Below are 23600 nucleotides of genomic sequence, written 5' to 3'. Positions count from 1 at the left end.
ATGCAGGCCTGCCGGAATAAAATGAAGGTGGGCCCATTATTGGCTTTCGGTTTGATAACGGGTAAGAAACTATCCGGGTTTTATTATATGTGCTTAGTCCCCAACGAGTAATCTGCAGTATGACCGCTCTTGACGAAATTAGTCAGTCGACCAATCTTCGCGAATTGCTGGTTAAGCTCGAAAGCAATGAGTTTTTGCTCGAAACAATCAGCCTTTCCACCACCTGTTTTTGTTGTCGAAAGTTTATCTGACAGCACGCTCGACCGGGGCTATGGTATCAAAATGACCGATTATGTACTTCATGGGGTTCAGGAATATTGGATCGTTGACACAAAACATGAAAGTGTTGAACAATATCTTTTGGAAGGAAATGTATTCGTATTGGCACAGAAGCTAAAAGACGGCACTTTAGCCGCTGAGGTCATTCCGGGTTTTCGGATAGACGAAAAGGTTGGATTTGCCGAGTAGTCAGGCTGCTCTAAAGGACACAGGGAGGGGGATGAAAACACTATAGCGCTATCATCCCCCTCCCTGTGTCAACATTTATTAATTATTCAGCCGCACAAACCCGCCGTCAATCGGATAGTCGCAGCCGGTAACGAAACCGGCTTCGTCGGAGCACAGGTACAACGCTAGTGCACCAACTTCCTGAGGTTCGGCCATACGGCCGATGGGTTGCGTTTTGGATAACTTTTCGAACATTTCAGCTTCCTGTCCCGGATAGGTTTTGGCGATAAAACCATCAACGAAAGGGGTATGCACCCGGGCGGGTGATATGCAGTTACACCGTATTTTATCGGCTAGGTAGTCTTTTGCTACCGAAAGTGTCATGGTAAGCACGGCACCTTTACTCATGGAATAGGCAAACCGATCGGGTATGCCCACGGAGGCTGCTACAGAGGCCATGTTCAGGATTACTCCGCCCCCGTTCGCCTTAAAATGCGGAATAGTGGCGTACAGACAGTTGTAAACCCCTTTAATGTTGATACGGAAAATGCGGTCGAAGTCGGCTTCTTCGGTGGTGTCAGCTCTACCAATATGGGCGACACCGGCGTTGTTGACCAGAATATGAATGGGCGAAGTGGCCGCAATCTGGCCAACCAATTCAACCACCTGCGCCTGATTCGATACATCAATGGTATGGGCCTGTGCCTGCCCGCCATTCGCCACAATATCGTCGGCTACGCGTTGCGCCAGTTCGCCATTGATTTCAAGAATATGAACATGGGCACCGGCCTGCGCAAAGGTCTGCGAAATGGCCAGTCCAATTCCGCTGGCCCCACCCGTAATCAGGGCAGTTTTGTTTTTTAGTGAGAACATAAAGAGCGAAAGAGCGAAAGAATGAAAGAGCAAAAGTTTATACGCAGATTACAGCGCTCTTTCGCTCTTTCATTCTTTCACCAATTTAAAGTGAAACACCCCGTTTCCAGGGAATGAAATCGTCTTGACCCAATCGTTCGGCCTGGGTAATTACCTCGCCCGACGCCAGCCGGATGATGTATTCGAGCATGGCATGGGCATTCTGGTCGATGCTTTGTTCGCCATCGATGATGGGACCGCTATCGAAGTCGATCACATCGGGCATCCGGTTTTTGAGAACCGTATTGGTCGATACCTTCACGACCGGGCAAATCGGGTTGCCGGTGGGGGTTCCCAGCCCTGTTGTAAACACAATGACATTGGTCCCTGAACCAGCCATGCCGGTTGTGGCTTCGACATCGTTGCCGGGTGTACAAAGCAGGTTAAGACCGGGGGTAGTGGCTGGTTCTGCATAGTCCAGCACATCGGCTACGGGGGATGTGCCTCCCTTTTTAGCCGCCCCTGCCGATTTGATGGCATCGGTAATCAGGCCATCTTTAATGTTGCCGGGCGATGGGTTCATGTCGAATCCTGAACCGGCCGCTTCGGCTTGTGCTGAGTAATCGCCCATCAGAGTGATAAACTTCTGCGCTTTGTCGGTATCGTCGGTCCGGTTGATCAGCTCCTGTTCAACGCCGTTCAACTCGGGGAACTCGGCCAGCACCGTTTTGCCGCCCAGCGTGACGATAATGTCGGATAGCTGCCCAAGGGCGGGGTTGGCAGATATGCCCGAAAAGCCATCAGAACCGCCACATTTTAAGCCAACGGTCAAGGCGCTGAGCGGAGCCGGCTGTCGCTCAAGTTTGTTCACCTCAACCAGACCCAGAAATGTTTCTTTTACCGCCTGAGACATCAGCGCGTATTCGGTGCCGGCCTGTTGTTCGAACAACAAAAGGGGTTTGTTGAATTTTGGATTCTGCCGCTTGATCTCGGCCGAGATCATATCGACCTGTAGATGCTGGCAGCCCAGACTAAGGATGGTGGCACCGGCTACATTGGGATTGTTGATAAAACCTGCCAGCAGCGAGCACAGATAGCCCGAATCTTGCCGGGTGCCGCCACAACCCATCTCGTGCGTCAGAAACTTAATGCCATCAATGTTTTTGAAGGGCCGGTTGGCCGGATGGTGGCTGATCGTCTGGTTCTGCGACTCATCCACGAAGGGCTGCATTTTTTTTACTACATCCATTTCGCCCGCTTTATACAGACTCAGCAACTCGTGTACCTGAGCCCGGTAAGTTTCGGGTTGCGCATAGCCCAGTTCGCGTTCAAAAGCATCTTTCAGGATAAGCACATTGCGGTTCTCGCAAAAGACCAGCGGCACAACAACCCAGTAGTTGCGCGTACCCACGCTGCCATCGGCTCGATGGTAGCCCATGAATGTCCGATTCTGCCAACTCGACACATCGGGAGGTTGCCAGGCATAAGGCTGTTTCTTGTCGAGGCCGTACCGGTCGGCGTCATGTTTGAGGTTAAACGTCGTGATGGGCTCTCCCCGGCGAATGGGTTGCGTGGCTTTACCAACCAATACGCCGTACATGGTAATCGGATCGCCGGGCTGTCTGTCTTCGGTTACGAATTTATGTTTGGCCCCAACAGCATAGGGGAGATCGTAAACGGTGTTATCGAATTCGATTTGTTCTCCGGCAGCCAGATTGCGCAAGGCAACAATTACATTATCGGCAGGATGAACTTTTAGCACACGGGCAGGCATCTGAAAAACGGATTATTTAGTAGTAAAGAGACATAATGGACCGAAATATACCACCGATAGTAAAAACTTTAACCAACTCCATTGTGAATGTGACCGGTGGTGCTAAGTTTAGACTCTTAAATTCCCACCGCCTGATCATGGCTTCAACTTTACCTACTCCCAAAACCGGTTTCGTCGATGGTCGCCTTATGTCTATGGATGCCTATCGGGGATTTGTGATGATGCTAATGGCGGCCGAAATGTTGCAATTCGACCGAATGCACGAGGCTTTCCCGAACAGTGTAATCTGGGCTTTTCTGGCACATCATCAAAGCCACGTAGCCTGGGCCGGGTGCTCCCTGCACGACCTGATCCAGCCGTCATTTTCGTTTCTGGTAGGTGTTGCACTGCCCTATTCCATGGCTAGCCGGACGGCGCAGGGGCAGTCCTTTCGGATGCAGTTTGGCCACGCCCTGCGCCGGTCGCTGATACTGGTCTTACTGGGCATCTTTTTACGTTCAACCCATTCAAACCAGACGAATTTCACGTTTGAAGATACACTGACCCAAATTGGCCTCGGGTATCCATTTTTGTTTCTATTAGGCAAAGAGAAATCCCGAACCGTATGGGTGGCGCTTGGTGTCGTTCTGATTGGCTATTGGCTGGCCTTTGTGCTGTATCCGGCACCGGAAACGATGAATTTTGCTTACGGCGATGTTGGTGTGCCGCCCGAATGGCCGGAGCATTATACCGGACTAATGGCTCATTTCAATAAGAACAGTAACCTTGCCTGGGCGTTTGATACCTGGTTTCTCAATCTGTTTCCCCGCGAAAAACCATTCCTCTTCAATGGGGGAGGGTACGCTACGCTTAGCTTTATTCCAACGCTGGGCACTATGCTGCTGGGTTTGCAGGCCGGAAGGTGGCTACGGTCGGGCACAACAGCCCGCGTGCTGTTGAAGCGGTTTCTGCTGGTAGGAGCCATTTGCCTGTTAACGGGCGCTTTGTTGCAGGCTGTGGGTATTTGTCCGGTTGTCAAACGAATCTGGACACCCGCCTGGGTGTTGTTCAGTGGAGGCTGGTGTTATTGGTTCCTTGCGTTTTTCTACGGTATAATTGATGTATCGAGAAAGAAGGACTGGGCATTTCCGCTTGTCGTTGTGGGTATGAACTCTATCGCTATTTACTGCCTGGTTCATCTGATCGACCACTTCATTGTTACCGCCTTGTATACACATCTGGGAAATGGCATCTTCCTGATCCTGGGTCCGGTTTATGAAAAACTACTGGTTGGCCTTGTCACACTAGGCATCTTTTATCTGATACTTCGGTGGATGTACTTCCGGAAAATCTTTATTCGAATTTAATACATGCTCACGGCTAATATCCTGAATCTGTTCGATCAAACTATTTTTTATGGTACCCTCGTGGTGGAAAATGGGCGCATTGTCCAGATCGACCGATTAGGACCCGAGCGCACCGGAGAGCCTTATGTATTACCCGGTTTTGTTGACGCTCACGTTCACGTTGAAAGTTCGTTGCTCACCCCCCCGCAGTTCGCGCGGCTGGCTGTTGTGCATGGTACCGTAGCCACCGTATCGGACCCGCACGAAATTGGTAATGTGCTGGGCGTTGCCGGTGTGAACTATATGATTGAGGAGGCCCGTCGGGTGCCGTTTAAATTTATGTTCGGTGCGCCATCCTGCGTACCGGCAACGACCTTCGAGACGGCCGGGGCGACGATCAGCGCACAGGATGTCAGACAGTTACTGGCCATGAAAGAAATTGGCTATCTGGCCGAAGTCATGAATTTTCCGGGTGTATTGCATGAAGACCCCGACATGATGGCGAAAATTCGTTTAGCCAAAGCGTTCAATAAACCCATTGACGGTCATGCCCCCGGATTGACGGGTGACGACGCCCAGCAGTATATCGATGCGGGTATCAGTACTGATCATGAGTGTTTTACCTATGATGAAGGGCTGGATAAAGCCCGGCGCGGAATGAATATTCTGATTCGGGAAGGCAGTGCGGCCCGAAACTTCGAAGCGCTCATTCCGCTGTTAGCCGAATTTCCGCACCAGGTCATGTTCTGTTCCGACGATAAGCACCCCGATACGCTGGCCGTAGGGCACATTAATCAGTTGGCGGTACGGGCACTCAGAAAAGGACATTCACTCTGGAACGTATTACGGGCGGCCTGCCTGAATCCCGTTCTTCATTATAGACTACCGGTTGGCTTGTTGCGCGAAGGTGATCCCGCCGACTACATCATTGTATCGGATCTGGAAAATCTACGGGTGCAACAAACGGTTATTAATGGCGAAGTGGTCGCTCAGGATGGTCAATCGAACATTCCTGATTGGCGAAGTGAGCATGTCAATCAGTTTAGCTGTTCGCCCAAAAAGCCGGGAGACTTTGTTGTAAACGCTGATGGGCCGGAGGAAGATGGATACATTCGGGTCATTGAAGCCCTCGATGGGCAGCTTATTACGAATGAATTACAACTACCTCCAGCCAGTAAAGATGGGGAGCTGGTCGCTGATGTGGCGCGTGATGTGCTGAAACTGGTTGTTGTCAATCGGTACAAGGATGCCCCTCCGGCAGTGGCTTTCATAAAAAACTTCGGTCTGACACACGGGGCCATTGCCTCATCGGTAGGGCACGATTCGCATAATATAACGGCCGTTGGCTGCGATGATGAAAGTATCTGTGAGGCAGTCAATCTGGTTATTAATGCCAAAGGTGGCTTGTCTGCGGTGAGTGGAAAGCCGATGACAGCCGGTTCAGGGACGAAAGGTGGACAGGATATGGCCCCCGATCCGCTGCCTTTGCTTCTTCCCCTGCCGGTTGCGGGGCTGATGACCGATGAGGATGGTTATGACGTAGCTGCCCGGTATGCGGCTTTGGACCAGTTAGCCAAACAAAATTTGGGAAGTACCTTATCGGCCCCATTTATGACCTTATCGTTTATGGCATTACTGGTAATTCCTTCGTTGAAGCTAAGTGATCGGGGGTTGTTTGATGGTAAAAACTTCATATTTTCCCCTCTCCAAATAGTGAAATAGCTCCATTAAAAAATTTTATTTAATAACTATTTTAAATTCTATTTTTTATGGGTACGTTTACACTTCCCAAGGCTATTCCTAACCTTTACCCTCTCACTTATCTATGGCTCGCTCACGCTCCCAAACCGGCCCCGACGACGAAACCCTCTGGAATCAGTTTCGCGGTGGCGATGAAAATGCGTTTGCCCGATTGTATCAAAATTATGTTCAAACCCTCTACCACTACTGCGCTCACTTTGCCACCGATCGTGCGCTGATTAAAGATTGCATTCACGACCTGTTTGTCGAACTCTGGAAGCACCGGACCACTATCGGGCCAACGACATCTGTTCGTTTTTACCTGATGGCTTCTATTAAACGGAAATTAGTTCGTCATCTAACGGCAGAGCAGAAACTGGTTAGTCAGGACGATATGATCAATGGCCGACGGGTAGGTGATACATTGCCGGGGGCCGATCCATCGCATGAGAACCTGCTGATTGCACACGAAGAAGATTCGTACATGACCGATTGCTTGCATCAGGCGCTTGATAAACTTCCCCGTCGTCAGCGGGAAGCCGTTCATCTTCGGTACTTTCAGAACATGAGTAATGAAGAAATTTCGTCGCTCATGGATATTAACATTCAATCCGTTTACAATTTGATATTTGGAGCTATGAGTAACCTCAAGCGGTATGTAACGCTTGAAAATGTGTCGCTTTGACGCTGTCTGTTCCTAAACCTTCCTCCAACCCGGCAATTTTCATAAAGTTGCCGGGTTTTTGTTTGCGAAACGAGCTTACGGGCTCCCCAGCCATTACGTCCTGGTTGTAAAGACTCGGGCATTGGGGTAACTTCGTTTTATGAATACAGACTCAACACCCTTGCCTGAACGGGTTCGTCCCCGCATACTGAACGATGTAATCGGGCAGCGTAAGCTTATCGGTCCCGCTGGCGCTCTCCGACGGGCGGTGGATGCCGGACGCTTGCCATCCATGATTTTATGGGGCCCGCCGGGTGTGGGAAAAACGACACTGGCGCTGCTATTGGCGGAGGCTGTCAAGCGTCCATTCATTGCATTGAGTGCTATTAATTCGGGTGTAAAGGAAATTCGGGAAGTGCTGAGCCGACCCGGTAGCAGCTCCATGTTGGGCATGTTTTCGCCCGTGGTGTTTATCGACGAAATCCACCGGTTCAACAAAAGCCAGCAGGATGCTTTGCTGGGAGCTGTCGAAAAAGGGCAGATCACGCTTATCGGTGCTACAACCGAAAATCCATCTTTTGAAGTGAACAGCGCCTTGCTATCGCGTTGTCAGGTTTATATTCTCGAAGTTCTCAGCCGCGATGAACTGATTCAGGTTGTTGACCGGGCCATTGCACAGGATGCCTTTTTACAATCTAAAAAGATTACAGTTGAATCCTACGATGCACTGCTTCGGTTATCGGGGGGCGACGGTCGTAAACTGTTAAACCTGCTGGAACTGGTCGCATCCGCCCATGTATCGGCCGACCCACTGGTGATTACTGACGAGGGCGTAACCTCCGTTGCCCAGCAGAACATTGCCCGGTACGATAAGTCGGGCGAGCAGCACTACGATATTATTTCTGCTTTTATCAAATCGCTGCGGGGTTCCGATCCTAATGCGGCTTTGTACTGGATGGCCCGGATGATCGTTGCGGGTGAAGATCCGGTTTTCATTGCCCGTCGTATGCTGATTATGGCATCAGAAGATATTGGTAATGCCAATCCCACCGCCATGATCATGGCTTCAGAAGCCGTTCAGGCTATTCGGGCTATCGGTATGCCCGAGGGCCGGATTATCCTGTCGCAGGTGGCTGTATATCTGGCCACATCGCCCAAGAGCAATGCCAGTTATGTGGCTATAGACGATGCGCTTGCACTGGCTGAACAAACGGCCCATTTGCCCGTTCCGCTCCACCTTCGAAATGCACCGACCAAACTGATGAAGCAGATTGGTTATGGCAAGGACTATCAATATGCCCATAGCCAGGAAGGGAACTTTGCCTTACAGAATTTTTTACCCGACGATCTAAAAGGGCGTAAGCTTTACGAGCCCGGCCATAATGCTCGGGAAGCCGAGATTCGCCGGAGTTTACAGAAATGGTGGGGAGAGTGGTATGGGTACTGATTGTAGCGGCTTAAACTGCAGCGTATCGACCTAGAATTCTCTATTAACGGATTGCGGCTTGAGCGGCTGGCCCAATAGCTGTTGCCATTCGTTTTCGAGTTCCTGCATGGGCGCTGAAACGGAGTCTCCATCAAACGCATCGACGGGTAGCGCAGTACGTTTCTCGTCGTCGATTAATGCTGCCTGGATAATGTGATTTCCCTTGGCAAAAACAGCGTTCAATGCCTCGAATGCCGCTTCGATGGTGTTGAACCACCAAGCACATTCCCGAATGTTCGCTTGTTCGTCAACTGATGTAAAAGAGAGTAGCATATGGTAAAAGATACAAGTTACGGTATTCAAAAGTATGGGGTTTTGTTAGCCTGACTACTGACGCAGGTCATTTAACGACATGAGTAAAATCATCTTGTTAAGTGTATCCGGGTTTTATCTTACATCCACATCATGAATGAACTTCCGACTCCTCAATTCCTGACCGGCGACGGCGAGATGGCAGCCCTGATCCGACAGAGAGATTGGTCGGATACGGCTTTAGGGCCCATCGATAAGTGGCCACAGAGTTTACGAACCATCATCAGTACCTGCATCAACTCCCGCTTTCCTATTTTGATCTGGTGGGGGCCTGAGTTGACCATGATTTACAATGATGCCTACATACCGCTGATCGGGACCAAGCACCCCATCGCGTTCGGTAGTCGGGGAAAGGATATCTGGCTGGAGATCTGGGATATCATCGGCCCAATGCTCGACGGTGTGCTGATGCGGGGCGAATCAACCTGGTCAGAAAACCAATTATTAATCATAAACCGCCACGGTTTTCCGGAAGAGTGCTATTTTACCTTTGCCTACAGCCCCATTTATGTGGAATCAGGTGGTATTGGCGGCATCTTTACCGCCGTAAACGAAACCACAACGCTTATCCTGGCCGAACGTCAGCTACTGGCACACCGGGATCATATTGAGCAACTAAACGCCGAATTGGAACAGAAAGTAGCTGAGCGAACACAGGTGTTGCTTGAAACGCTCGAAGAACTGGAGAAATCTAAAGACGGACTGGCGCGGGCATTGGCAACCGAACGGGAATTAGGCGATCTGAAGTCGAGGTTTGTTTCGATGGCTTCCCATGAGTTTCGTACGCCACTGACGACCGTGCTTAGCTCAGCTTCTTTGCTGGAGCGATATACCGAAGGTGACCAGCAGGACAAACGGCAGCGACACATTAGCCGAATTCAGACGGCAGTCAATAACCTCAATAACATCCTTGAAGAGTTTTTGTCGGTGGGTAAGCTGGAGGAAGGAAAAATAAAAGCCCGTTCTTCCGAAGTAGACGTAAATCAGCTGGTAAGTCAGGTAGTAGCCGATATACGGGATGGTCTTAAGCCAACACAGCGAATAGTTACTCAGCTTATGTGTACGGCCCCGGTCTGGATTGATCCCTCTTTGTTGAGTAAGATCCTGGTCAACCTACTGTCAAATGCCTTGAAGTACTCCAGGCCAGATTCCGTTGTGACGATACAGGGTGTTTACATGACCGGACAGTTGATCCTGACTGTGGAAGACGAGGGGATCGGTATCTCAAAAGAAGATCAGATACATTTGTTTGAGCGGTTTTTTCGGGCCAGAAACGTAACAAATATTGCCGGTACGGGCCTGGGACTGCACATTGTTGGCCACTACGTAAAACTAATGGGAGGTGAGGTATCGTTGCGAAGCGAGTTGAATAAAGGAACGACCGTTACGCTGACCTTACCGTGTTAGCGTAACGGTCGTTTACAAAATTACCAGCGCACTTGGCCGTCGCCAACGACTATCCACTTTTCAGTTACGAGCTTTTCGAGCGCAAAGGGCCCCCGGGCGTGAAGTTTCTGAGTCGAGATACCAATCTCGGCTCCCAGACCAAAAACGCCACCGTCTGTAAAACGCGTTGAGGCATTGGCGTACACAGCAGCGGCATCGACTTCAAACAGGAAGCGGTCGATAAGTGCCTGATTTTTTGATAAAATGGCTTCTGAATGCCGCGATGAGTACAACTGAAGGTGCGACAGGGCTTCATCCAATCCCGAAACAACTTTTACGGCGCATTTATAGTCCAGAAATTCCCGGCCAAAATCGGCCTGCCGGGCATGTTGAAGATTCGTATAGCCTGCCTTTTCAAAAATAGAATAAGCAGCTTCATCCGCGAAAACCTCCACATTCCATGTAGCGAAATCGGCTGTTAACATTGGCAGAAATTGACCGGCTATGGTTTCATCGACCAGCACACAGTCGAGCGAGTTACAGACCGATGGGCGGGAGACCCGGGCGTTAACAACAATAGCTACTGCTTTGTCCAGATCGGCGCTTTCTTCAACGTACGTATGGCAAACCCCAGCGCCTGTCTCAATGGTGGGGACCAGCGAGTTTTTACGCACAAACTGAATCAACGACTCTGAGCCGCGTGGAATGATGATATCCACATAGCGCGTAGCGGTTAAGAGTTCATTGACCACGGCCCCCCGGGAGGCTGGCCCGTCGGTTGGAAGCAGGGTGACGGCGGCTTTGGGCACGTCAAACTCCGCCAGTACCCCCTGAATGAGACTAACCAGATAGCGGTTCGAGAAATCAGCTTCTTTTCCTCCTTTCAGTACACAAGCATTCCCCGACCGAAGGCAGACCGATGCCACATCGACGGTCACATTGGGTCGCGCTTCATAAATAACACCGACTACACCCAAGGGTACCGCAATTTTCTTAAGTTGAAGGCCCTGTTCTATGGTACGCTCCAGGATCACCTCCCCCCCCGGATCGGGCAGGACCGCCACCTGACGCAGGCTCGTTGATAAGTCGGCCACGCGGGTTTCGGTTAGTTTCAAGCGGTCATATTTCGGGTCGGAAGTAGGCATCCGGTCGAGATCTTTCTGATTCTCGGCCAGAATTTCTGTCGTGTGATCAGCCAGCACATCGGCTAACCGATTGAGCAGATCCGTTTTATGAGCAGAACTAAGCCGACGAACAACGGCAGCGGCTTGTTGAGTCGCCTGGAGGAGAGGTGTAATGGGTGTCATGATTACAAAAGTACGATATCATTTGCATTGGCCACCTCAACGTTTTGTTGATTAAGCTGTTGCGATAAGCTCTCTGAGGAAATTCGGGCCCTGGCTACGGCCACGGTCGTCTGATCTTCGGCAGTTATCTCGATCATTTCGCCGGTGGTAAATTCGCCGGTGATGGTTCGCACACCTACCGCCAGCAAGCTCCGCCGTTGCTTCAGCGCGCGAACGGCCCCCGCATCGATCTGTATTTGTCCAACAGCCAGGCTGCCACTGGCGAGCCACCGGTTGCGGGCTGAGAGGGCTGTGGCGTGTGGTATAAATTCGGTTCCGATCTCACGTTTCAATGCCCGGCTGATACTATCCGGTTCGCTCATCCCAAAGATGACGACCCGTATGCCCATGCGTGTGGCTAGTTTGGCAAAAGTTAATTTTGAGGCCATACCGCCTAAGCCCATTGATGATTTATCCGTTCGTACCACGCCAAAAACGCGTTCGTCGAAATCGGTTACCTGCCGGATTATCTGATTATTTGTGTCCAGCAGCCCCCCAACGGATGTGCAGAGCATAAGGGCTTCGGCCCCGAACCCAACGGCAATGAGCGTAGCCAGTTCATCATTGTCAGAAAATTTAAGTTCGCGATTGCTTACAACGTCATTTTCGTTGGCGATAGGAATTATATCGTTGGCCCATAGTTCTTCATACGTCTGTTTAAGTTGCAGGAACTGGTCGCGGTTGGCAAAGTGGTGGCGTTCGCACAGGCTTTGTGCTATGGAAATGCCGTAGATAGAAAAAAAACGGGAGTATTGGTTGAGCAGCAGTAAGTTGCCAACAGCGGCAGCAGCTTTCCGTTGAGTTATGTCGCCCCGATAGTCGTGGATTAATGATTTACCAGCGCCTACAGCGCCCGATGAAACCAGAACGATGCGATAGTGGGGATGCAACACGGCTACCTGGCGGGCAATATCCACCATGACGGGTTCATTTGGCTCACCATTCGGTTTTGTGATGGAAGCCGTGCCGAATTTAAGTACAAGAACGGGCTTAGTCATGCGGCAAAGATACGCACCAATGCCGCAACACGGTTCTATTTGCTTGCCTGACTAGTTCGCAAAACCATTGGTTCTACAAAGCGGGCCTTCTGGCGAATAGCGGCTTTGAGCTGCTTTAAGTAATCGGCTTTAGGGATTTCAATAGCGCCATACCGGCGAACGTTGTCGTTAATGAACTGAGTATCGAGCAGGGTGAACTGTTGCTGGCGGAGAATAAGGATCAGATGATGAAAAGCTACTTTAGACGCATTACTCACCCGATTGAACATCGATTCGCCAAAAAAAGCGGCTCCGAGGGCAACCCCGTACAACCCGCCAACAAGCCTGTTATCTATATACGTTTCAACGCTGTGCGCAAGCCCCATATGGTGCAATTCGGTGTAGGCATTAATAATCTCGTCCGAAATCCAGACACTGTCATCCTCCGACCTGGGAATTGAACAATTGTGCATTACTTCATTAAACGCGGTGTTGATCCGGATCTCGAACTGATTACGGTTAAGCACTGGTCGAAGTGATTTCGCCGGTTTATAGGTGTCAAGCGGAATAATAGCACGTGGGTCAGGCGCGTACCAATAGAGCGTACCGTCCGCATCGGCCATTGGAAAAATGCCGTTGATGTAGCCGTAAACCAGGTCGTCGGCGGTTAACTTCTCCATTAAAGATGTGAGTGTGTCATGAGCAAAGATAAAACATTACAGGTCTTTTTAATAGCGCAAAGAGGACAATACACCGCAGTCGACATTACACGGGAATCATAAGTAAGTTAGTATTGTAGCCCGGAAAAGAATAAAGCAGGATATACCGTTGACGCTGTGAATGAGTGGATATACCCGCTATAGAGAAACCCTGGCAGAAGACAGGCCTGCGTCCGATTGAGTGACTATAATGCCTTCATTCGTCCTATAAATTCAAATTTCGGTTGCTAACGTTTATTGACTGGTTATAAATGGTGTATTAATGAAATTAAACCAAACCCTTTCCCACCTGTCGAACGTTTATAGAAAAACGATGAATATGTTCACCATGAGAAAAACCCTTGCGTGCCTGCTGCTGGCGCTGCCGTTTTTGTTTAGCCAGTGTAGTGTTAATAATCAGCTTTCACAGGCAAAGACCCTGGGCAATTGCCGTTATACCATCGCATCGGCCGACAGTATCTACCTGGCGGGTATTGATGTTCGGCAGCTTCGGCAGCTGGAAGACATCAATCCGGCCCGTTTTCCACGCTTGGCGGCAGGCTTGCTTACTCGCAATGTTCCGCTGGATGCGCGGCTGAATATTGATATTACCAATCCAACCAATAAGGTTGCGGGTATTAACCAGTTGGAATACCGAATTCTGTTGGCAGGCCAGGAGCTGTTTAATGGGTTTCTGAATCAGCGCATCGAAGTGCAACCCGGCGGTGGCCGTACGCGTGTTCCGGTTCGGCTGAATACCAATGCCTACCAACTGCTTACGGATAGCAAAACGCGCGATGCCTTCACACAACTCGTGCAAAACCTGTCGGGTGCCAGTGGCACACAGCCTTCTAAATTAACGATCCGCATTAAACCAACGCTGGATTTGCTGGGCAAGCAAGTCAATTACCCCGGATATATTACGATCGATCAGGACGTAACGAACAAAATCCTGTTGGGAAATTAGGGGCTGATTAGCTCCTGCTCAAGATCGGCGGACTTTTGCCGCTTTTTACTCAGTAGCATTTCGATCGCCCCGGCTTTTTTAAGTCGGGGCGATTTGTTTGCCTCTTCAGGAAATGCAGTTTAATAAGTTGACTAACTAACGATCCAATGCGCTATTTTTTTCTATCCTGTTTAGTCGTAGGCTCAATACTGACCGGTAGGGGACAATCGAACCAGATTCAACTGTCGCACAATGAAGCCCAGAAGAAAGTGACGGTTACGGTAGATGGGAAACCGTTTACGGCTTATATCTATCCAGGGCCAGCGGTGCTGAAAAAACCGGTTCTTTATCCAATTCTCTCGGCGGGTGGTAATTTTATTACGCGTGGCTGGCCGCTAGACCCACGTCCGGGCGAGCGTATCGATCACCCGCACCATGTGGGTATGTGGTTCAACTACGGCGATGTAAACGGGCACGACTTCTGGAACAACTCCACCGAAGTGGGACCTGAGCACAAAGGGCCATTTGGCACCATTGTGCATACGGGTGTGAAATCCATGAAAAACGGGAAAGGACGGGCTGAACTCGTCGTTACCGCCGACTGGCTCGATAAAGATGGTAAGGTTATGCTTCAGGAAACGACGACTTTTCAGTTTGGCGCTGGTGCCGACAAGCGTATGATCGACCGCACATCAACCCTGAAGGCGATGGATAAAGAGGTGATCTTTAAAGATAATAAAGAAGGTATGATCGCGCTGCGGCTGGCCCGTCAGCTCGAACAGCCATCAACCAAACCTGAGGTGTTCACCGATGCTCAGGGAGTAGCTACCAAAGTGCCCGTGTTAGATAATGCCGGTGTGACCGGACTGTACCGCACGAGCGAAGGCGTGGAGGGCGACGCGGTGTGGGGCACACGGGCCGCCTGGACAAAGCTTACCGGAACAGTTGGCAACGAAGCGGTGTCAGTTGTCCTGATGGACGACCCCAAAAACGTGGGTTATCCAACCTACTGGCACGCCAGGGGATATGGCCTGTTTGCCGCCAACCCATTAGGACCATCTGTTTTTACAAATGGTAAATTACCCGCTATGAACTACACATTGCCCGCCGGGAAATCCGTTATGTTTCATTACCGGTTGCTGGTTCAATCCGGAAATGTAACAGATGTCGCGCTGAAGCAATTGATCAAGTAAAGGGGCCTAACTCATGAGTTGGTTTTGGCATGCTATTTGTCTGAGGGTCATTAAGTGTACGAAAATGCACTTCTCATATGACTCGAACATCGTTTTGTCACTTTATTTCGATTTTAATACTATTTGCTGTTTTCTTTTTGTTAGAGTTGAGCCCAGTAAGTGCCCAACTTCGTATGTCTGTGCCTCAAGCTGCTAAGAGAGGTGCATCACTTCGGCCAGGGGCTGAAATAGTACAAACAATTGAAAATGGGCAGATTAAAGTTGGCGTTAACACCAGTTATGGTGGAGCCATAACTTATCTGGCGTTCCTCGATAGTCGTGGTGGCAAAGTTAGTACCGCTAATATGGTTAACAATTTTGATCGCGGCCGTCAGGTACAAATTGCCCTATATAGTGGTCCCATTGATTATCCCGGTATTGTGGGGCTTGGTTGGAATCCAGTTCAGGCTGGCGACGTCTACGGAAATTCATCTGAGGTGGTTGCCATAGATAAGCAACCGAACCTGATTTATGTAAAAACGATTCCTAAACAGTGGGGATTGAGAAATGAACCGGGCGAAGCAACCATCGAACATTGGATTCACCTGGAAGGGAATGTGGTGAAAGTACACGCCAAAGCCGTAATGCTTCGTGCAGATAAAACGCAGTACGAAGCTCGCCAACAAGAGTTTCCCTGCGCGTATCTTAATGCTGATTACCATAATATGTGGCTTTATAGAGGAAGTGAGCCCTACACAAATGGGTCACTGGCTCTTGAACGGTTGCAGCCTCCCAACAAAGCATTATTTGGCGACGTCTTCCCTACTGAGCCATGGATGGCTTCCACCAACGATAAAGGTTACGGAGTAGGTATGTATGTACAGAATAATTACGAATGGAAAAGGGGGTATTTCGGGACCGAATTTTCTGGTGATGAGTTCAGCGATCCCACGTCGTACATTGCTGCAACAAATCGTGTCGTACTGGATCATAATATGACCTACGAATGGGATTATGAATTAATTCTGGGCCATCTGGATGAGATTCGTTCGTATATCTATACAAAGCCCCGATTGGCTGCCGGCCCCAACTATCGTTTCGATAATGATCGTAAGGGCTGGTATTTTCGGGCCGCACGGGATACCGGCTGGCCTATTCAGGGAAAGTTACACGTCGATCTGAACGACCCCAGCAATAATATGGGTATCTCGTCACCTTTTGTCTTCTGGAAAGGGAAAGATAATCCTAAAATGTACTTGCGGGCAGCGTTCAAAACCCAGAACGACAAGCTACGGTTAAAGTGGCGCCGAAGTGACGATCAGACAATATATGGTACGGGTGATCGATTCATGGATTTCCCCATTACTAACGATGGACAGTTTCATACTTACGAAATAGACCTCAGCAATAATACTAACTGGCTAAATTATACTATTGGGCAAATTGAATTTAGCACTATTCCCGATGGACCAGCTATAAATGGCTGGGCAGAGTTTGAGTGGCTGTCAACATCACCAAAGGGGCCAGCGGATAACCCGTCCGTTACACCACCGCCCGCTACAACATCTCCAATCGCCGATATCCCACCACCACCCGCTACACCACCACCGCCTGCTACACCACCACCGCCTGCTACACCACCACCGCCTGCTACACCACCACCTGCTACACCACCACCACCCGCTACACCGCCACCACCTGCTACACCACCGCCACCTGCTACACCACCGCCTGTTACAGCAGCACCACTCGTTGATACCCCACCGCTTGTGCAACAGTCTCCTTCAGATCCCTGCATCCCAGGTTGTGCTAAGATTGCTGTTAAACGAATAAAGTATGTAATGGGTAATCGAAAGCGGTGAACAGAAGCTAAAGAAAAAGCCGACGAAGAAATCAATCTTTATCGGCTTTTTCTATGTCAGATGTATAGCAAAATTAGTTCAAATGGACTAAGGCTGATCGATAGACACGGCCCTCTAAAGATTCCAGCCATGAGCGTAGTATGGTATTCTCGGTTGTGGCACGACCAAGTTCATTATCAATCTGCCGTAACAGGAAGAACAATTGGTGAACATGCATCCATTGTATATGCAACTGATTATCCTGGGGTATTGTCTGTTTTTGCTGCCGAGCCTCCTGCGTGAGTTGGCGTAAGCTCATTTTTAGATGATAACGTAAGGTAATGAGTCGACTGGCCATGGGGAGTTCAGTTTGACTACGCTCCATGTGCGAGATACTTTTGGCCAGTACATTATTTCGTTGCTGTAATTGATCGGATACGATCATCCAGGCATGTTCTGCCTGTAATGAATTATACGTTATAGTTTTCATATAGATTAGTACAATACGGTTTACTAGCAAATATAAACAGTTAACAATTTATTTGCTTGTCTATTTTGTTGATGAGGCAAATTTTTTTCTGCCTACTGGATAATTAACCAACTTTTTGGTAGGTAAGAAGTCGATTGAGCTAATAAACTGGAAGGTATATCGCGAAATTCAGACGGGAAATGAAAATCGAGCGGATCTAGTTTACCCGTTGTGGTTTGAAGTTTGGTGTTAAAACTCGAACTTCAAACCCTTGAACGTCACCTTTCCTCATGGATCCAATTTACCGCACGCTTATCGTTTGCACGAACCATACTGATTACCCAACGAAGCCCCATAAGACAGGGTTATGGTTAAGTGAAGCCACGCATTTCTACGATGAGTTGGCCGGCCGTAGTTTGCCTTACGATATTGCCAGTCCGAGCGGAGGGCCCATTCCCATTGACGAAAGAAGTATTGACCGGCGTGATACGATTAACGAGAAGTGGTATAACGATCCGACCTTTCGTAGTAAACTGGAGAATTCCGTGCGCCTTGACGATGTAGATCCGGCCAATTATCAGATAATTTACTTTACTGGCGGCCATGGAACGATGTGGGACTTTCCCGATAATCCGGCGCTACAAACCATCACGCAGCAGATTTATGAAAAAGGGGGCATGGTGGCGGCCGTCTGCCACGGGGTGAGCGCACTGCTTAATGTGACCCTGTCGGATGGGTCGTTATTGATCGATAACCGGCAGATAACGGGGTTCTCGAATATTGAGGAAAAACTTGTTCGGCTGGATGAGGAAGTACCGTTCCTGCTCGAAGATGTGCTTCGGCAGAAGAAGGCGATCTATAGCAAAAGCCTGATACCATTTATGCCGTATATCGAAGTAGATGAACGGCTGATAACCGGACAGAATCCACTTTCGGCCCGAAAAGTGGGCCGAAAGGTCTTGGAAGAAATGTATGAGAAATAGGCGTATCCGGCCCATGGGGCAGTTCTTATCAATATGCCGGATACGCCGGTCTATTAAACGACTGCTTCCGGAAAAACTTCCCGCAGCATTTTTAACTCCTGATCTTTCTCGGAAACGATAGGATTGCGGATGCCCCAGTCAATATTCAGATCGGGGTCGTTCCAGATTATGCCTGATTCCGCTCCTTTGTTATAAACGTTCGTGCATTTGTAGCAGAAAATACTGTCTTCCAGAGCCACAAATCCATGCGCGAATCCTTCTGGAATATAGGCCATGTTCGCCAGCTTAGCATCCAGCAGAAAGGTCTCGTGTTGCCCGAATGTTGGCGAATCCGGCCGTAGATCAACCGCAATATCAAGGACCTGTCCACTAATTACCCGTACCAATTTGCCTTGTGCAAATGGTGAATTCTGCATGTGTAATCCGCGGAGAACACCCTTTACCGAAAAAGACTGATTGTCCTGAACGAAATCCATGGGTAAACCCAGAGACACGAAAAGTGGCTTGTTATACGACTCAAAAAAAAGACCGCGCTCGTCTTCAAAAACGCGTGGGATTAATTCTATTAGGCCCTCAATGGCTGTTTGCCGAACTTGCATAATGCAGGTGTATTACGTACACGTAGTGACTGTTGCCAACAAATTTATGAAACTGGTACCATAAGTTGTACTTTTGGGCCTAATCATTTAGCGTAGAGCTTTGAGCTTGAGCATGACATATTCGGAATTAAGAGACCAGATTTTTCGGAAACAGTCGTATTTGTGTGTTGGGTTAGATACCGATATTCGTAAGCTTCCCCGGCATATACTGACTGAGCAGGACCCTGTTTTTGCTTTTAATAAAGCCATTATCGACGCAACGGCTGAGTTTGCCGTTTCTTACAAGCCAAATATCGCGTTCTACGAAGCGCAGGGGCCTCGAGGATGGGAGAGTCTACAAAAAACAATAGACTATATTCCCAAAAATTGCTTCACGATTGCCGATGCCAAACGGGGCGATATCGGCAATACTTCAGACCTCTACGCCCGGGCTTTCTTCGATCCGGCAGCGGCCGGTATGTCCTTCGATTCGGTTACGGTAGCGCCTTACATGGGTCGTGACTCCGTACTGCCTTTTCTGGCGTACGATGGCAAATGGGTTATTTTGCTTGCCTTAACGTCAAATCCGGGTAGTGCCGATTTCCAGCGTCTTCAACTACAGGACGGCCCTTTTGGAGATCAGGCACTCTTTGAAACAGTTATCGAAACGGCTAAGACATGGGCCGGGCCCGACAAGCTGATGTTTGTAGTAGGGGCAACGCAGACCGCTGAATTAGCACGGATTCGGGAACTGGCTCCTGATAATTTCCTGCTGGTACCGGGTGTGGGTGCGCAGGGTGGAAGCCTGGCTGATGTATCTCGTTTAGGACTGACAAAGGCGGGCGGTTTGCTGGTGAATGCCTCCAGAAGTATTCTCTATGCCTCAGATGGGCCTGATTTTGCCGACCGGGCGAGAGCTGAAGCGCAGGCATTACAGGTAGAAATGTCCCGCTATCTGGCTGAATTCAGTCGATAGTAGAATATAAAGTGATATCGGATAGTTTATAAGTGTCTATTTTGGTTGATTGTGTTTATATTGTATGCACAACAACTGAACGCTTGTTCGCTATTCTCCTGTGCCCGAAGCCTTCTTATATTTCATTTGGCAGTACCAGTACTTCTCGAAAGATAACCTGACAACCACCGATGGTCACGATGTGCAGGTACTTCATACAGGCTTTCGGAATTATGATGCCGGCCCTGACTTTACAAACGCCCGGTTACTAATTGATAACGTGGAATGGGTTGGGACGGTAGAAATGCATACGCGAACGTCAGACTGGCTCGCGCACAATCATCAGCAGGATCGGGCTTATGACAACGTCATTCTACATGTCGTCTGGCAAGATGATCGTCTGACCACGGGCAAGCGGGTAGACAGGCCTGACGGCAAGCCACTGCCTACGCTTGCATTGAGTCAACGGACCGACGTTAACTTGTTGAATCGCTATCGGGAGCTATCCGAATCGCCGAATCTCATTCCCTGTGCCGGGCAATTCAAATCAGTCTCACCCTTGCGGGTAACGTCCATGCTGGACAAAGCCATGATGCAACGACTGGAACGTAAAGCCGCACTTATACAGGATATTGTGCGGCAAACAAACGGCGATTGGGAGGAAACGGCTTACCGGGTGTTAGCCATCAACATGGGGTTCAAAATAAATGCTGACCCAATGGCACAACTGAGCCGGGCATTACCGTTGAAAGCCATGCTGAAGCACCGGGATGTGTTGGTTCAAGTCGAAGCGATGCTGTTTGGTACCGCTGGATTATTGGCCATTGATGAGGCTGATGAGTATGTATCGACACTACAGCGGGAGTACCGCTTTTTATCGGCGAAGTATGGCCTGTCCGAAAAAGAGTTAATGCCGCATGCCTGGAAGTGGGGACGTTTGCGACCGGCCAACTTTCCAACGCTCCGGTTAGCCCAACTGGCTCGTTTGTTGACGCAACATGCCAGTTTGTTTTCGCTCTTCGTTGGGACAACTGATGCCGAAAGGCTCGTTAAGTCATTACAAGTTATGCCGTCAGACTACTGGCAGTCGCACTATCGGTTTGGGAAGAGTAGTGATAAGGGCGCACCCGCGCTAGGGCAAACCTCCGCTGAGAATATTATTATCAACACAATTGTGCCTTTACTGGCAACGTATGCCCACCACCGGGGGCAGCCCGCTTACATCGACCGGGCAATCTCTCTGCTCGAACAGCTACCCCCAGAAAAAAACCGCCTGACCGATACCTGGGATACCCTTGGATTAGGCATCCGTACAGCGTTCGATTCGCAGGCGGCTATTGAACTCTACAACGAATTCTGCTCCGTAAAAAAATGCTTAAGTTGCCAGATCGGCGCAGCTCTTTTAAAATGATATAGGATATAGAGTGTATGATGTATTTGAGTGAAGAATAGCGATACATCATACATCCTATATCATACATCTAGTCGCTAACTAATTACCATATCGTTCTTGACCGCATCCCAGGTCACGCGCTTGCCGGTGTGCAGGGCTGTAGTAGCCATGATGTTGGCAACGGAGTGATTGAATCCAACGCGTGCGGGTGCGTTTGGCTCTTTACGGCTACGAACACAACCCATCCAGTTCAGCATGTGCAGCGACGTCATAGGATCGCCACCGGTATTGGCGGAGGTTTCCATTTTAGCGGCTTCACCCAGCGACATGGTTGGCAGCTGGTTTGCCTGCATGTTCATGTCTTTAGCATATTTGGCTTCCAGACCACCCTCGGGCGAAATCTTGTTCGTGTCGAGGTTGATCATACCGCCGTTCGAGAAGTAGTACTCTTTAACGCCACCCGCTTCGTTATTCATGCGAGAGGAGTACAACACCTGGAAACCTTTCGATTTGTCGTTATCCGGGCCGTAATCAAATACCGCTGTAAATGTATCGGCGTTTACACGGCCATCTTTCCAGCTATACACACCACCGTTGGCAACAACCGAACGGGGATGATCCAAACCACTGAACCAGTGTACGGTATCAATCTGGTGCGACATCCATTGCCCCGGAATACCCGATGAGTAGGGGTAAAATAACCGGAACTCCAGATACTTGCGTGGATCCCAGGCTGTTTTGGGGCGGTTGAGTTGGTAGCGATCCCAGTCGGTATCTTCCTTGCGGATTTCAGATACCAGCTTAGGCCGACGCCAGCGACCAGGCTGGTTAACGTTCCAGGTCATTTCGACCATCGTAATATCGCCGAACTTGCCCGACTTAATGAAATCATTGGCCGAGTGATAGTTGGGAGCCGACCGGCGTTGGGAGCCCACTTGTACAATGCGCTTGGAGCTTTCAACGGCCTTAACCGCCTTGCGGGCATCGTCGAGTGATTCGGCAAAGGGTTTTTCGCAATAGGCATCGCGGCCCGATTCAACAGCGGCAACGCAGTGCAGCGCATGTTGAAAATCAGCAGTACTGATGATAACCGCATCCACGTCTTTGCGGTCGAGGAGTTCGTCGTTGTTGCGCGCTTTGAAAAACGAACTGTCGTTCCAGCCTTTGCCTTTCAAATACTCTTCGGCTTCGTCACGACGGCGGTTCCAGATGTCCGATACGCCAACGAACGCGAAATTCTGTGCTTTGGCATGTTCCATGAACGCTGGAGCCAGCGACTGCCGGAAGCGATCGGAGAAACCAATAATACCCACCCGAACGCGGTCGTTCGAGCCGAGGATGCGGGCGTAGCTACCGGCCGAAAAACTCATGCCGAGGCCAGCCAAAGCTGATTTTTTTATAAACTCACGACGATTTTCCATAGAATGCAAGTTGTTTAAGAACCAATGAGATGTGCTGAAAGGTATTGCCTGGAGACTGGCTCCTTTTATAATGCTTTTATTTTCATATTCCGGTAGAACACCCGGTTGCCGTGGTCCTGCAGCAGGATATGGCCCTTGGCGGCTTCGCCAAAACGACCATGGGCATTGTATTCGGGCGCTTTGTATTTGCTCATGGCAACCAATTCCCGGAACTGTTCGCTGCCCCGTTCGTACTCAACAACTTTTTTGCCGTTGAGCCAGTGCTCTACATGTTTGCCTTTCGATAAAACACGTCCTGTATTCCATTCACCAATGGCGTTTGCTTTTTTACCGCTGGCTGGAATCAGGTCATACAGTGAACCCACCGTGCGGTTGCCATTACGACCCATTTTCGCATCGGGATGTTTGTCATCATCCAGTACCTGAAATTCCAGACCAAAGGCTGATCCTTTTGGCTTTGGCGATTCTTCAACCACAAAATATTTAAGACCACTGTTAGCGCCTTCTGTTAGTTTGAAGTCGAATGTCAGGTCAAAATCACTGTATTCGCCATCGGTAACGATATCGCCAAAACTCTGCGATTCAGACCCATCTGACTGCTGGATAGTCAATTGTCCATCCGTAATGCTCCAGCCTTTTTCCGGAAACTTGTCCTTATAAGCCCCACGCCAGCCATTGGTCGTTTTGCCGTCGAAGAGTAGTTTCCATCCGTCTTTTTTCTCCTGCGCTGTGAGTGTGTTGGGTGCTTGTGGTTTTTCGGCAGCTATCAGGCTGAGTGCCAAAAGGCCGAAGATGAACGTTTTTTTCATAAAGTTATCGTTGCAATTCAGTTGTA

22 protein-coding genes are annotated in these 23600 nt (G+C 49.5%); 12 read left to right on the top strand and 10 right to left on the bottom strand.

Going from position 1 to position 23600, the window contains the following annotated elements; all coding sequences use genetic code 11:
* The first annotated feature begins 186 nt into the window (after window positions 1-186).
* A complete protein-coding gene (locus ACYVK4_RS31250) occupies window positions 187-468 on the top strand; it encodes a Uma2 family endonuclease (protein ID WP_461131519.1) in 282 nt (93 codons plus the stop codon).
* Window positions 469-546: 78 nt separating this feature from the next.
* Here the strand turns inward: ACYVK4_RS31250 and ACYVK4_RS31245 are convergent, their stop codons facing one another.
* Entirely contained in the window at window positions 547-1320 is a 774-nt protein-coding gene (locus tag ACYVK4_RS31245) for an SDR family NAD(P)-dependent oxidoreductase (protein WP_461131518.1), read from the bottom strand.
* Window positions 1321-1405: 85 nt separating this feature from the next.
* A complete protein-coding gene (locus ACYVK4_RS31240; protein ID WP_461131517.1) occupies window positions 1406-3073 on the bottom strand; it encodes a UxaA family hydrolase in 1668 nt (555 codons plus the stop codon).
* Between the two features lie 194 nt (window positions 3074-3267).
* On the opposite strand from ACYVK4_RS31240, the gene ACYVK4_RS31235 reads away from it, so the two are divergent.
* The 4 genes from ACYVK4_RS31235 (at window position 3268) to ACYVK4_RS31220 (ending at window position 8249) form a co-directional block, all read left to right on the top strand.
* Window positions 3268-4419: an acyltransferase family protein gene (locus ACYVK4_RS31235; protein ID WP_461131551.1), complete on the top strand. Its 1152-nt coding sequence runs from the start codon at window positions 3268-3270 to the stop codon at window positions 4417-4419.
* Window positions 4420-4422: 3 nt separating this feature from the next.
* Window positions 4423-6120: an adenine deaminase gene (gene ade, locus ACYVK4_RS31230; protein ID WP_461131516.1), complete on the top strand. Its 1698-nt coding sequence runs from the start codon at window positions 4423-4425 to the stop codon at window positions 6118-6120.
* Between the two features lie 103 nt (window positions 6121-6223).
* Complete coding sequence (locus tag ACYVK4_RS31225; protein WP_461131515.1) at window positions 6224-6823, top strand: RNA polymerase sigma factor; 600 nt, start codon at window positions 6224-6226, stop codon at window positions 6821-6823.
* Between the two features lie 139 nt (window positions 6824-6962).
* Window positions 6963-8249 carry a replication-associated recombination protein A gene (locus ACYVK4_RS31220; RefSeq protein WP_461131514.1) on the top strand — a complete coding sequence of 429 codons (1287 nt, stop codon included), beginning with the start codon at window positions 6963-6965 and terminating at the stop codon, window positions 8247-8249.
* A gap of 30 nt (window positions 8250-8279) precedes the next feature.
* Here ACYVK4_RS31220 and ACYVK4_RS31215 read toward each other — a convergent pair whose 3' ends face one another.
* Window positions 8280-8561, bottom strand: coding sequence for a hypothetical protein (locus ACYVK4_RS31215; protein ID WP_461131513.1), 282 nt, complete (start codon window positions 8559-8561; stop codon window positions 8280-8282).
* Window positions 8562-8693: 132 nt separating this feature from the next.
* Here ACYVK4_RS31215 and ACYVK4_RS31210 point away from each other — a divergent pair, with 132 nt between their 5' ends.
* Entirely contained in the window at window positions 8694-10007 is a 1314-nt protein-coding gene (locus ACYVK4_RS31210) for a sensor histidine kinase (protein ID WP_461131512.1), read from the top strand.
* Window positions 10008-10027: 20 nt separating this feature from the next.
* Here the strand turns inward: ACYVK4_RS31210 and ACYVK4_RS31205 are convergent, their stop codons facing one another.
* From ACYVK4_RS31205 to aat, 3 genes are read right to left on the bottom strand one after another with little or no spacing between them, the layout of a single operon-like run.
* Window positions 10028-11293, bottom strand: a complete 1266-nt coding sequence (locus ACYVK4_RS31205; RefSeq protein WP_461131511.1) for a glutamate-5-semialdehyde dehydrogenase — start codon at window positions 11291-11293, stop codon at window positions 10028-10030.
* A 2-nt stretch (window positions 11294-11295) separates the two neighbouring features.
* Window positions 11296-12330 carry a glutamate 5-kinase gene (gene proB / locus ACYVK4_RS31200; RefSeq protein ID WP_461131510.1) on the bottom strand — a complete coding sequence of 345 codons (1035 nt, stop codon included), beginning with the start codon at window positions 12328-12330 and terminating at the stop codon, window positions 11296-11298.
* A 35-nt stretch (window positions 12331-12365) separates the two neighbouring features.
* Window positions 12366-12989 (bottom strand): leucyl/phenylalanyl-tRNA--protein transferase, encoded by a 624-nt coding sequence (gene aat, locus ACYVK4_RS31195; protein ID WP_461131509.1) that lies wholly within the window; start codon window positions 12987-12989, stop codon window positions 12366-12368.
* A gap of 367 nt (window positions 12990-13356) precedes the next feature.
* On the opposite strand from aat, the gene ACYVK4_RS31190 reads away from it, so the two are divergent.
* The 3 genes from ACYVK4_RS31190 to ACYVK4_RS31180 all read left to right on the top strand — a co-directional run bounded on the left by ACYVK4_RS31190 (window position 13357) and on the right by ACYVK4_RS31180 (window position 16987).
* Complete coding sequence (locus tag ACYVK4_RS31190; protein WP_461131508.1) at window positions 13357-13974, top strand: hypothetical protein; 618 nt, start codon at window positions 13357-13359, stop codon at window positions 13972-13974.
* A 146-nt stretch (window positions 13975-14120) separates the two neighbouring features.
* Window positions 14121-15146 carry a DUF6807 domain-containing protein gene (locus ACYVK4_RS31185; protein WP_461131507.1) on the top strand — a complete coding sequence of 342 codons (1026 nt, stop codon included), beginning with the start codon at window positions 14121-14123 and terminating at the stop codon, window positions 15144-15146.
* Between the two features lie 77 nt (window positions 15147-15223).
* The gene (locus ACYVK4_RS31180; protein WP_461131506.1) at window positions 15224-16987 is read left to right on the top strand and encodes a hypothetical protein; all 1764 of its coding nucleotides are present in this window, start codon (window positions 15224-15226) and stop codon (window positions 16985-16987) included.
* Between the two features lie 73 nt (window positions 16988-17060).
* On the opposite strand, the gene ACYVK4_RS31175 is transcribed toward ACYVK4_RS31180, so the two are convergent.
* Window positions 17061-17456 carry a hypothetical protein gene (locus ACYVK4_RS31175; protein WP_461131505.1) on the bottom strand — a complete coding sequence of 132 codons (396 nt, stop codon included), beginning with the start codon at window positions 17454-17456 and terminating at the stop codon, window positions 17061-17063.
* A gap of 269 nt (window positions 17457-17725) precedes the next feature.
* Here ACYVK4_RS31175 and ACYVK4_RS31170 point away from each other — a divergent pair, with 269 nt between their 5' ends.
* A complete protein-coding gene (locus ACYVK4_RS31170) occupies window positions 17726-18418 on the top strand; it encodes a type 1 glutamine amidotransferase domain-containing protein (protein ID WP_461131504.1) in 693 nt (230 codons plus the stop codon).
* A gap of 53 nt (window positions 18419-18471) precedes the next feature.
* On the opposite strand, the gene rfbC is transcribed toward ACYVK4_RS31170, so the two are convergent.
* Entirely contained in the window at window positions 18472-19017 is a 546-nt protein-coding gene (gene rfbC / locus ACYVK4_RS31165) for a dTDP-4-dehydrorhamnose 3,5-epimerase (protein WP_461131503.1), read from the bottom strand.
* 112 nt (window positions 19018-19129) lie between these two features.
* Here rfbC and pyrF point away from each other — a divergent pair, with 112 nt between their 5' ends.
* Both pyrF and ACYVK4_RS31155 read left to right on the top strand, forming a co-directional pair.
* Window positions 19130-19972, top strand: a complete 843-nt coding sequence (pyrF, locus tag ACYVK4_RS31160) for an orotidine-5'-phosphate decarboxylase (protein WP_461131502.1) — start codon at window positions 19130-19132, stop codon at window positions 19970-19972.
* 100 nt (window positions 19973-20072) lie between these two features.
* Window positions 20073-21362 carry a DUF2851 family protein gene (locus ACYVK4_RS31155; protein ID WP_461131501.1) on the top strand — a complete coding sequence of 430 codons (1290 nt, stop codon included), beginning with the start codon at window positions 20073-20075 and terminating at the stop codon, window positions 21360-21362.
* Window positions 21363-21439: 77 nt separating this feature from the next.
* Here the strand turns inward: ACYVK4_RS31155 and ACYVK4_RS31150 are convergent, their stop codons facing one another.
* A complete protein-coding gene (locus tag ACYVK4_RS31150) occupies window positions 21440-22765 on the bottom strand; it encodes a Gfo/Idh/MocA family protein (protein ID WP_461131500.1) in 1326 nt (441 codons plus the stop codon).
* 65 nt (window positions 22766-22830) lie between these two features.
* Window positions 22831-23574: a 3-keto-disaccharide hydrolase gene (locus tag ACYVK4_RS31145; protein ID WP_461131499.1), complete on the bottom strand. Its 744-nt coding sequence runs from the start codon at window positions 23572-23574 to the stop codon at window positions 22831-22833.
* Window positions 23575-23600 lie beyond the last annotated feature (26 nt).

Source organism: Spirosoma aerophilum (genome assembly GCF_054782495.1).
The sequence above is the reverse complement of the archived record's forward strand: the minus strand, read 5'-3'. Positions and strand labels throughout refer to the sequence as shown.

What these genes read in the sequence shown, in the direction of transcription:
- ACYVK4_RS31250 (WP_461131519.1), top strand. Translation starts at nt 187, where the DNA reads ATGAGTTTTTGCTCGAAACAATCAGCCTTTCCACCACCTGTTTTTGTT.
- ACYVK4_RS31245 (WP_461131518.1), bottom strand. Translation starts at nt 1,320, where the DNA reads ATGTTCTCACTAAAAAACAAAACTGCCCTGATTACGGGTGGGGCCAGC.
- ACYVK4_RS31240 (WP_461131517.1), bottom strand. Translation starts at nt 3,073, where the DNA reads ATGCCTGCCCGTGTGCTAAAAGTTCATCCTGCCGATAATGTAATTGTT.
- ACYVK4_RS31235 (WP_461131551.1), top strand. Translation starts at nt 3,268, where the DNA reads ATGGATGCCTATCGGGGATTTGTGATGATGCTAATGGCGGCCGAAATG.
- ade (WP_461131516.1), top strand. Translation starts at nt 4,423, where the DNA reads ATGCTCACGGCTAATATCCTGAATCTGTTCGATCAAACTATTTTTTAT.
- ACYVK4_RS31225 (WP_461131515.1), top strand. Translation starts at nt 6,224, where the DNA reads ATGGCTCGCTCACGCTCCCAAACCGGCCCCGACGACGAAACCCTCTGG.
- ACYVK4_RS31220 (WP_461131514.1), top strand. Translation starts at nt 6,963, where the DNA reads ATGAATACAGACTCAACACCCTTGCCTGAACGGGTTCGTCCCCGCATA.
- ACYVK4_RS31215 (WP_461131513.1), bottom strand. Translation starts at nt 8,561, where the DNA reads ATGCTACTCTCTTTTACATCAGTTGACGAACAAGCGAACATTCGGGAA.
- ACYVK4_RS31210 (WP_461131512.1), top strand. Translation starts at nt 8,694, where the DNA reads ATGAATGAACTTCCGACTCCTCAATTCCTGACCGGCGACGGCGAGATG.
- ACYVK4_RS31205 (WP_461131511.1), bottom strand. Translation starts at nt 11,293, where the DNA reads ATGACACCCATTACACCTCTCCTCCAGGCGACTCAACAAGCCGCTGCC.
- proB (WP_461131510.1), bottom strand. Translation starts at nt 12,330, where the DNA reads ATGACTAAGCCCGTTCTTGTACTTAAATTCGGCACGGCTTCCATCACA.
- aat (WP_461131509.1), bottom strand. Translation starts at nt 12,989, where the DNA reads ATGGAGAAGTTAACCGCCGACGACCTGGTTTACGGCTACATCAACGGC.
- ACYVK4_RS31190 (WP_461131508.1), top strand. Translation starts at nt 13,357, where the DNA reads ATGAGAAAAACCCTTGCGTGCCTGCTGCTGGCGCTGCCGTTTTTGTTT.
- ACYVK4_RS31185 (WP_461131507.1), top strand. Translation starts at nt 14,121, where the DNA reads ATGCGCTATTTTTTTCTATCCTGTTTAGTCGTAGGCTCAATACTGACC.
- ACYVK4_RS31180 (WP_461131506.1), top strand. Translation starts at nt 15,224, where the DNA reads ATGACTCGAACATCGTTTTGTCACTTTATTTCGATTTTAATACTATTT.
- ACYVK4_RS31175 (WP_461131505.1), bottom strand. Translation starts at nt 17,456, where the DNA reads ATGAAAACTATAACGTATAATTCATTACAGGCAGAACATGCCTGGATG.
- ACYVK4_RS31170 (WP_461131504.1), top strand. Translation starts at nt 17,726, where the DNA reads ATGGATCCAATTTACCGCACGCTTATCGTTTGCACGAACCATACTGAT.
- rfbC (WP_461131503.1), bottom strand. Translation starts at nt 19,017, where the DNA reads ATGCAAGTTCGGCAAACAGCCATTGAGGGCCTAATAGAATTAATCCCA.
- pyrF (WP_461131502.1), top strand. Translation starts at nt 19,130, where the DNA reads ATGACATATTCGGAATTAAGAGACCAGATTTTTCGGAAACAGTCGTAT.
- ACYVK4_RS31150 (WP_461131500.1), bottom strand. Translation starts at nt 22,765, where the DNA reads ATGGAAAATCGTCGTGAGTTTATAAAAAAATCAGCTTTGGCTGGCCTC.
- ACYVK4_RS31145 (WP_461131499.1), bottom strand. Translation starts at nt 23,574, where the DNA reads ATGAAAAAAACGTTCATCTTCGGCCTTTTGGCACTCAGCCTGATAGCT.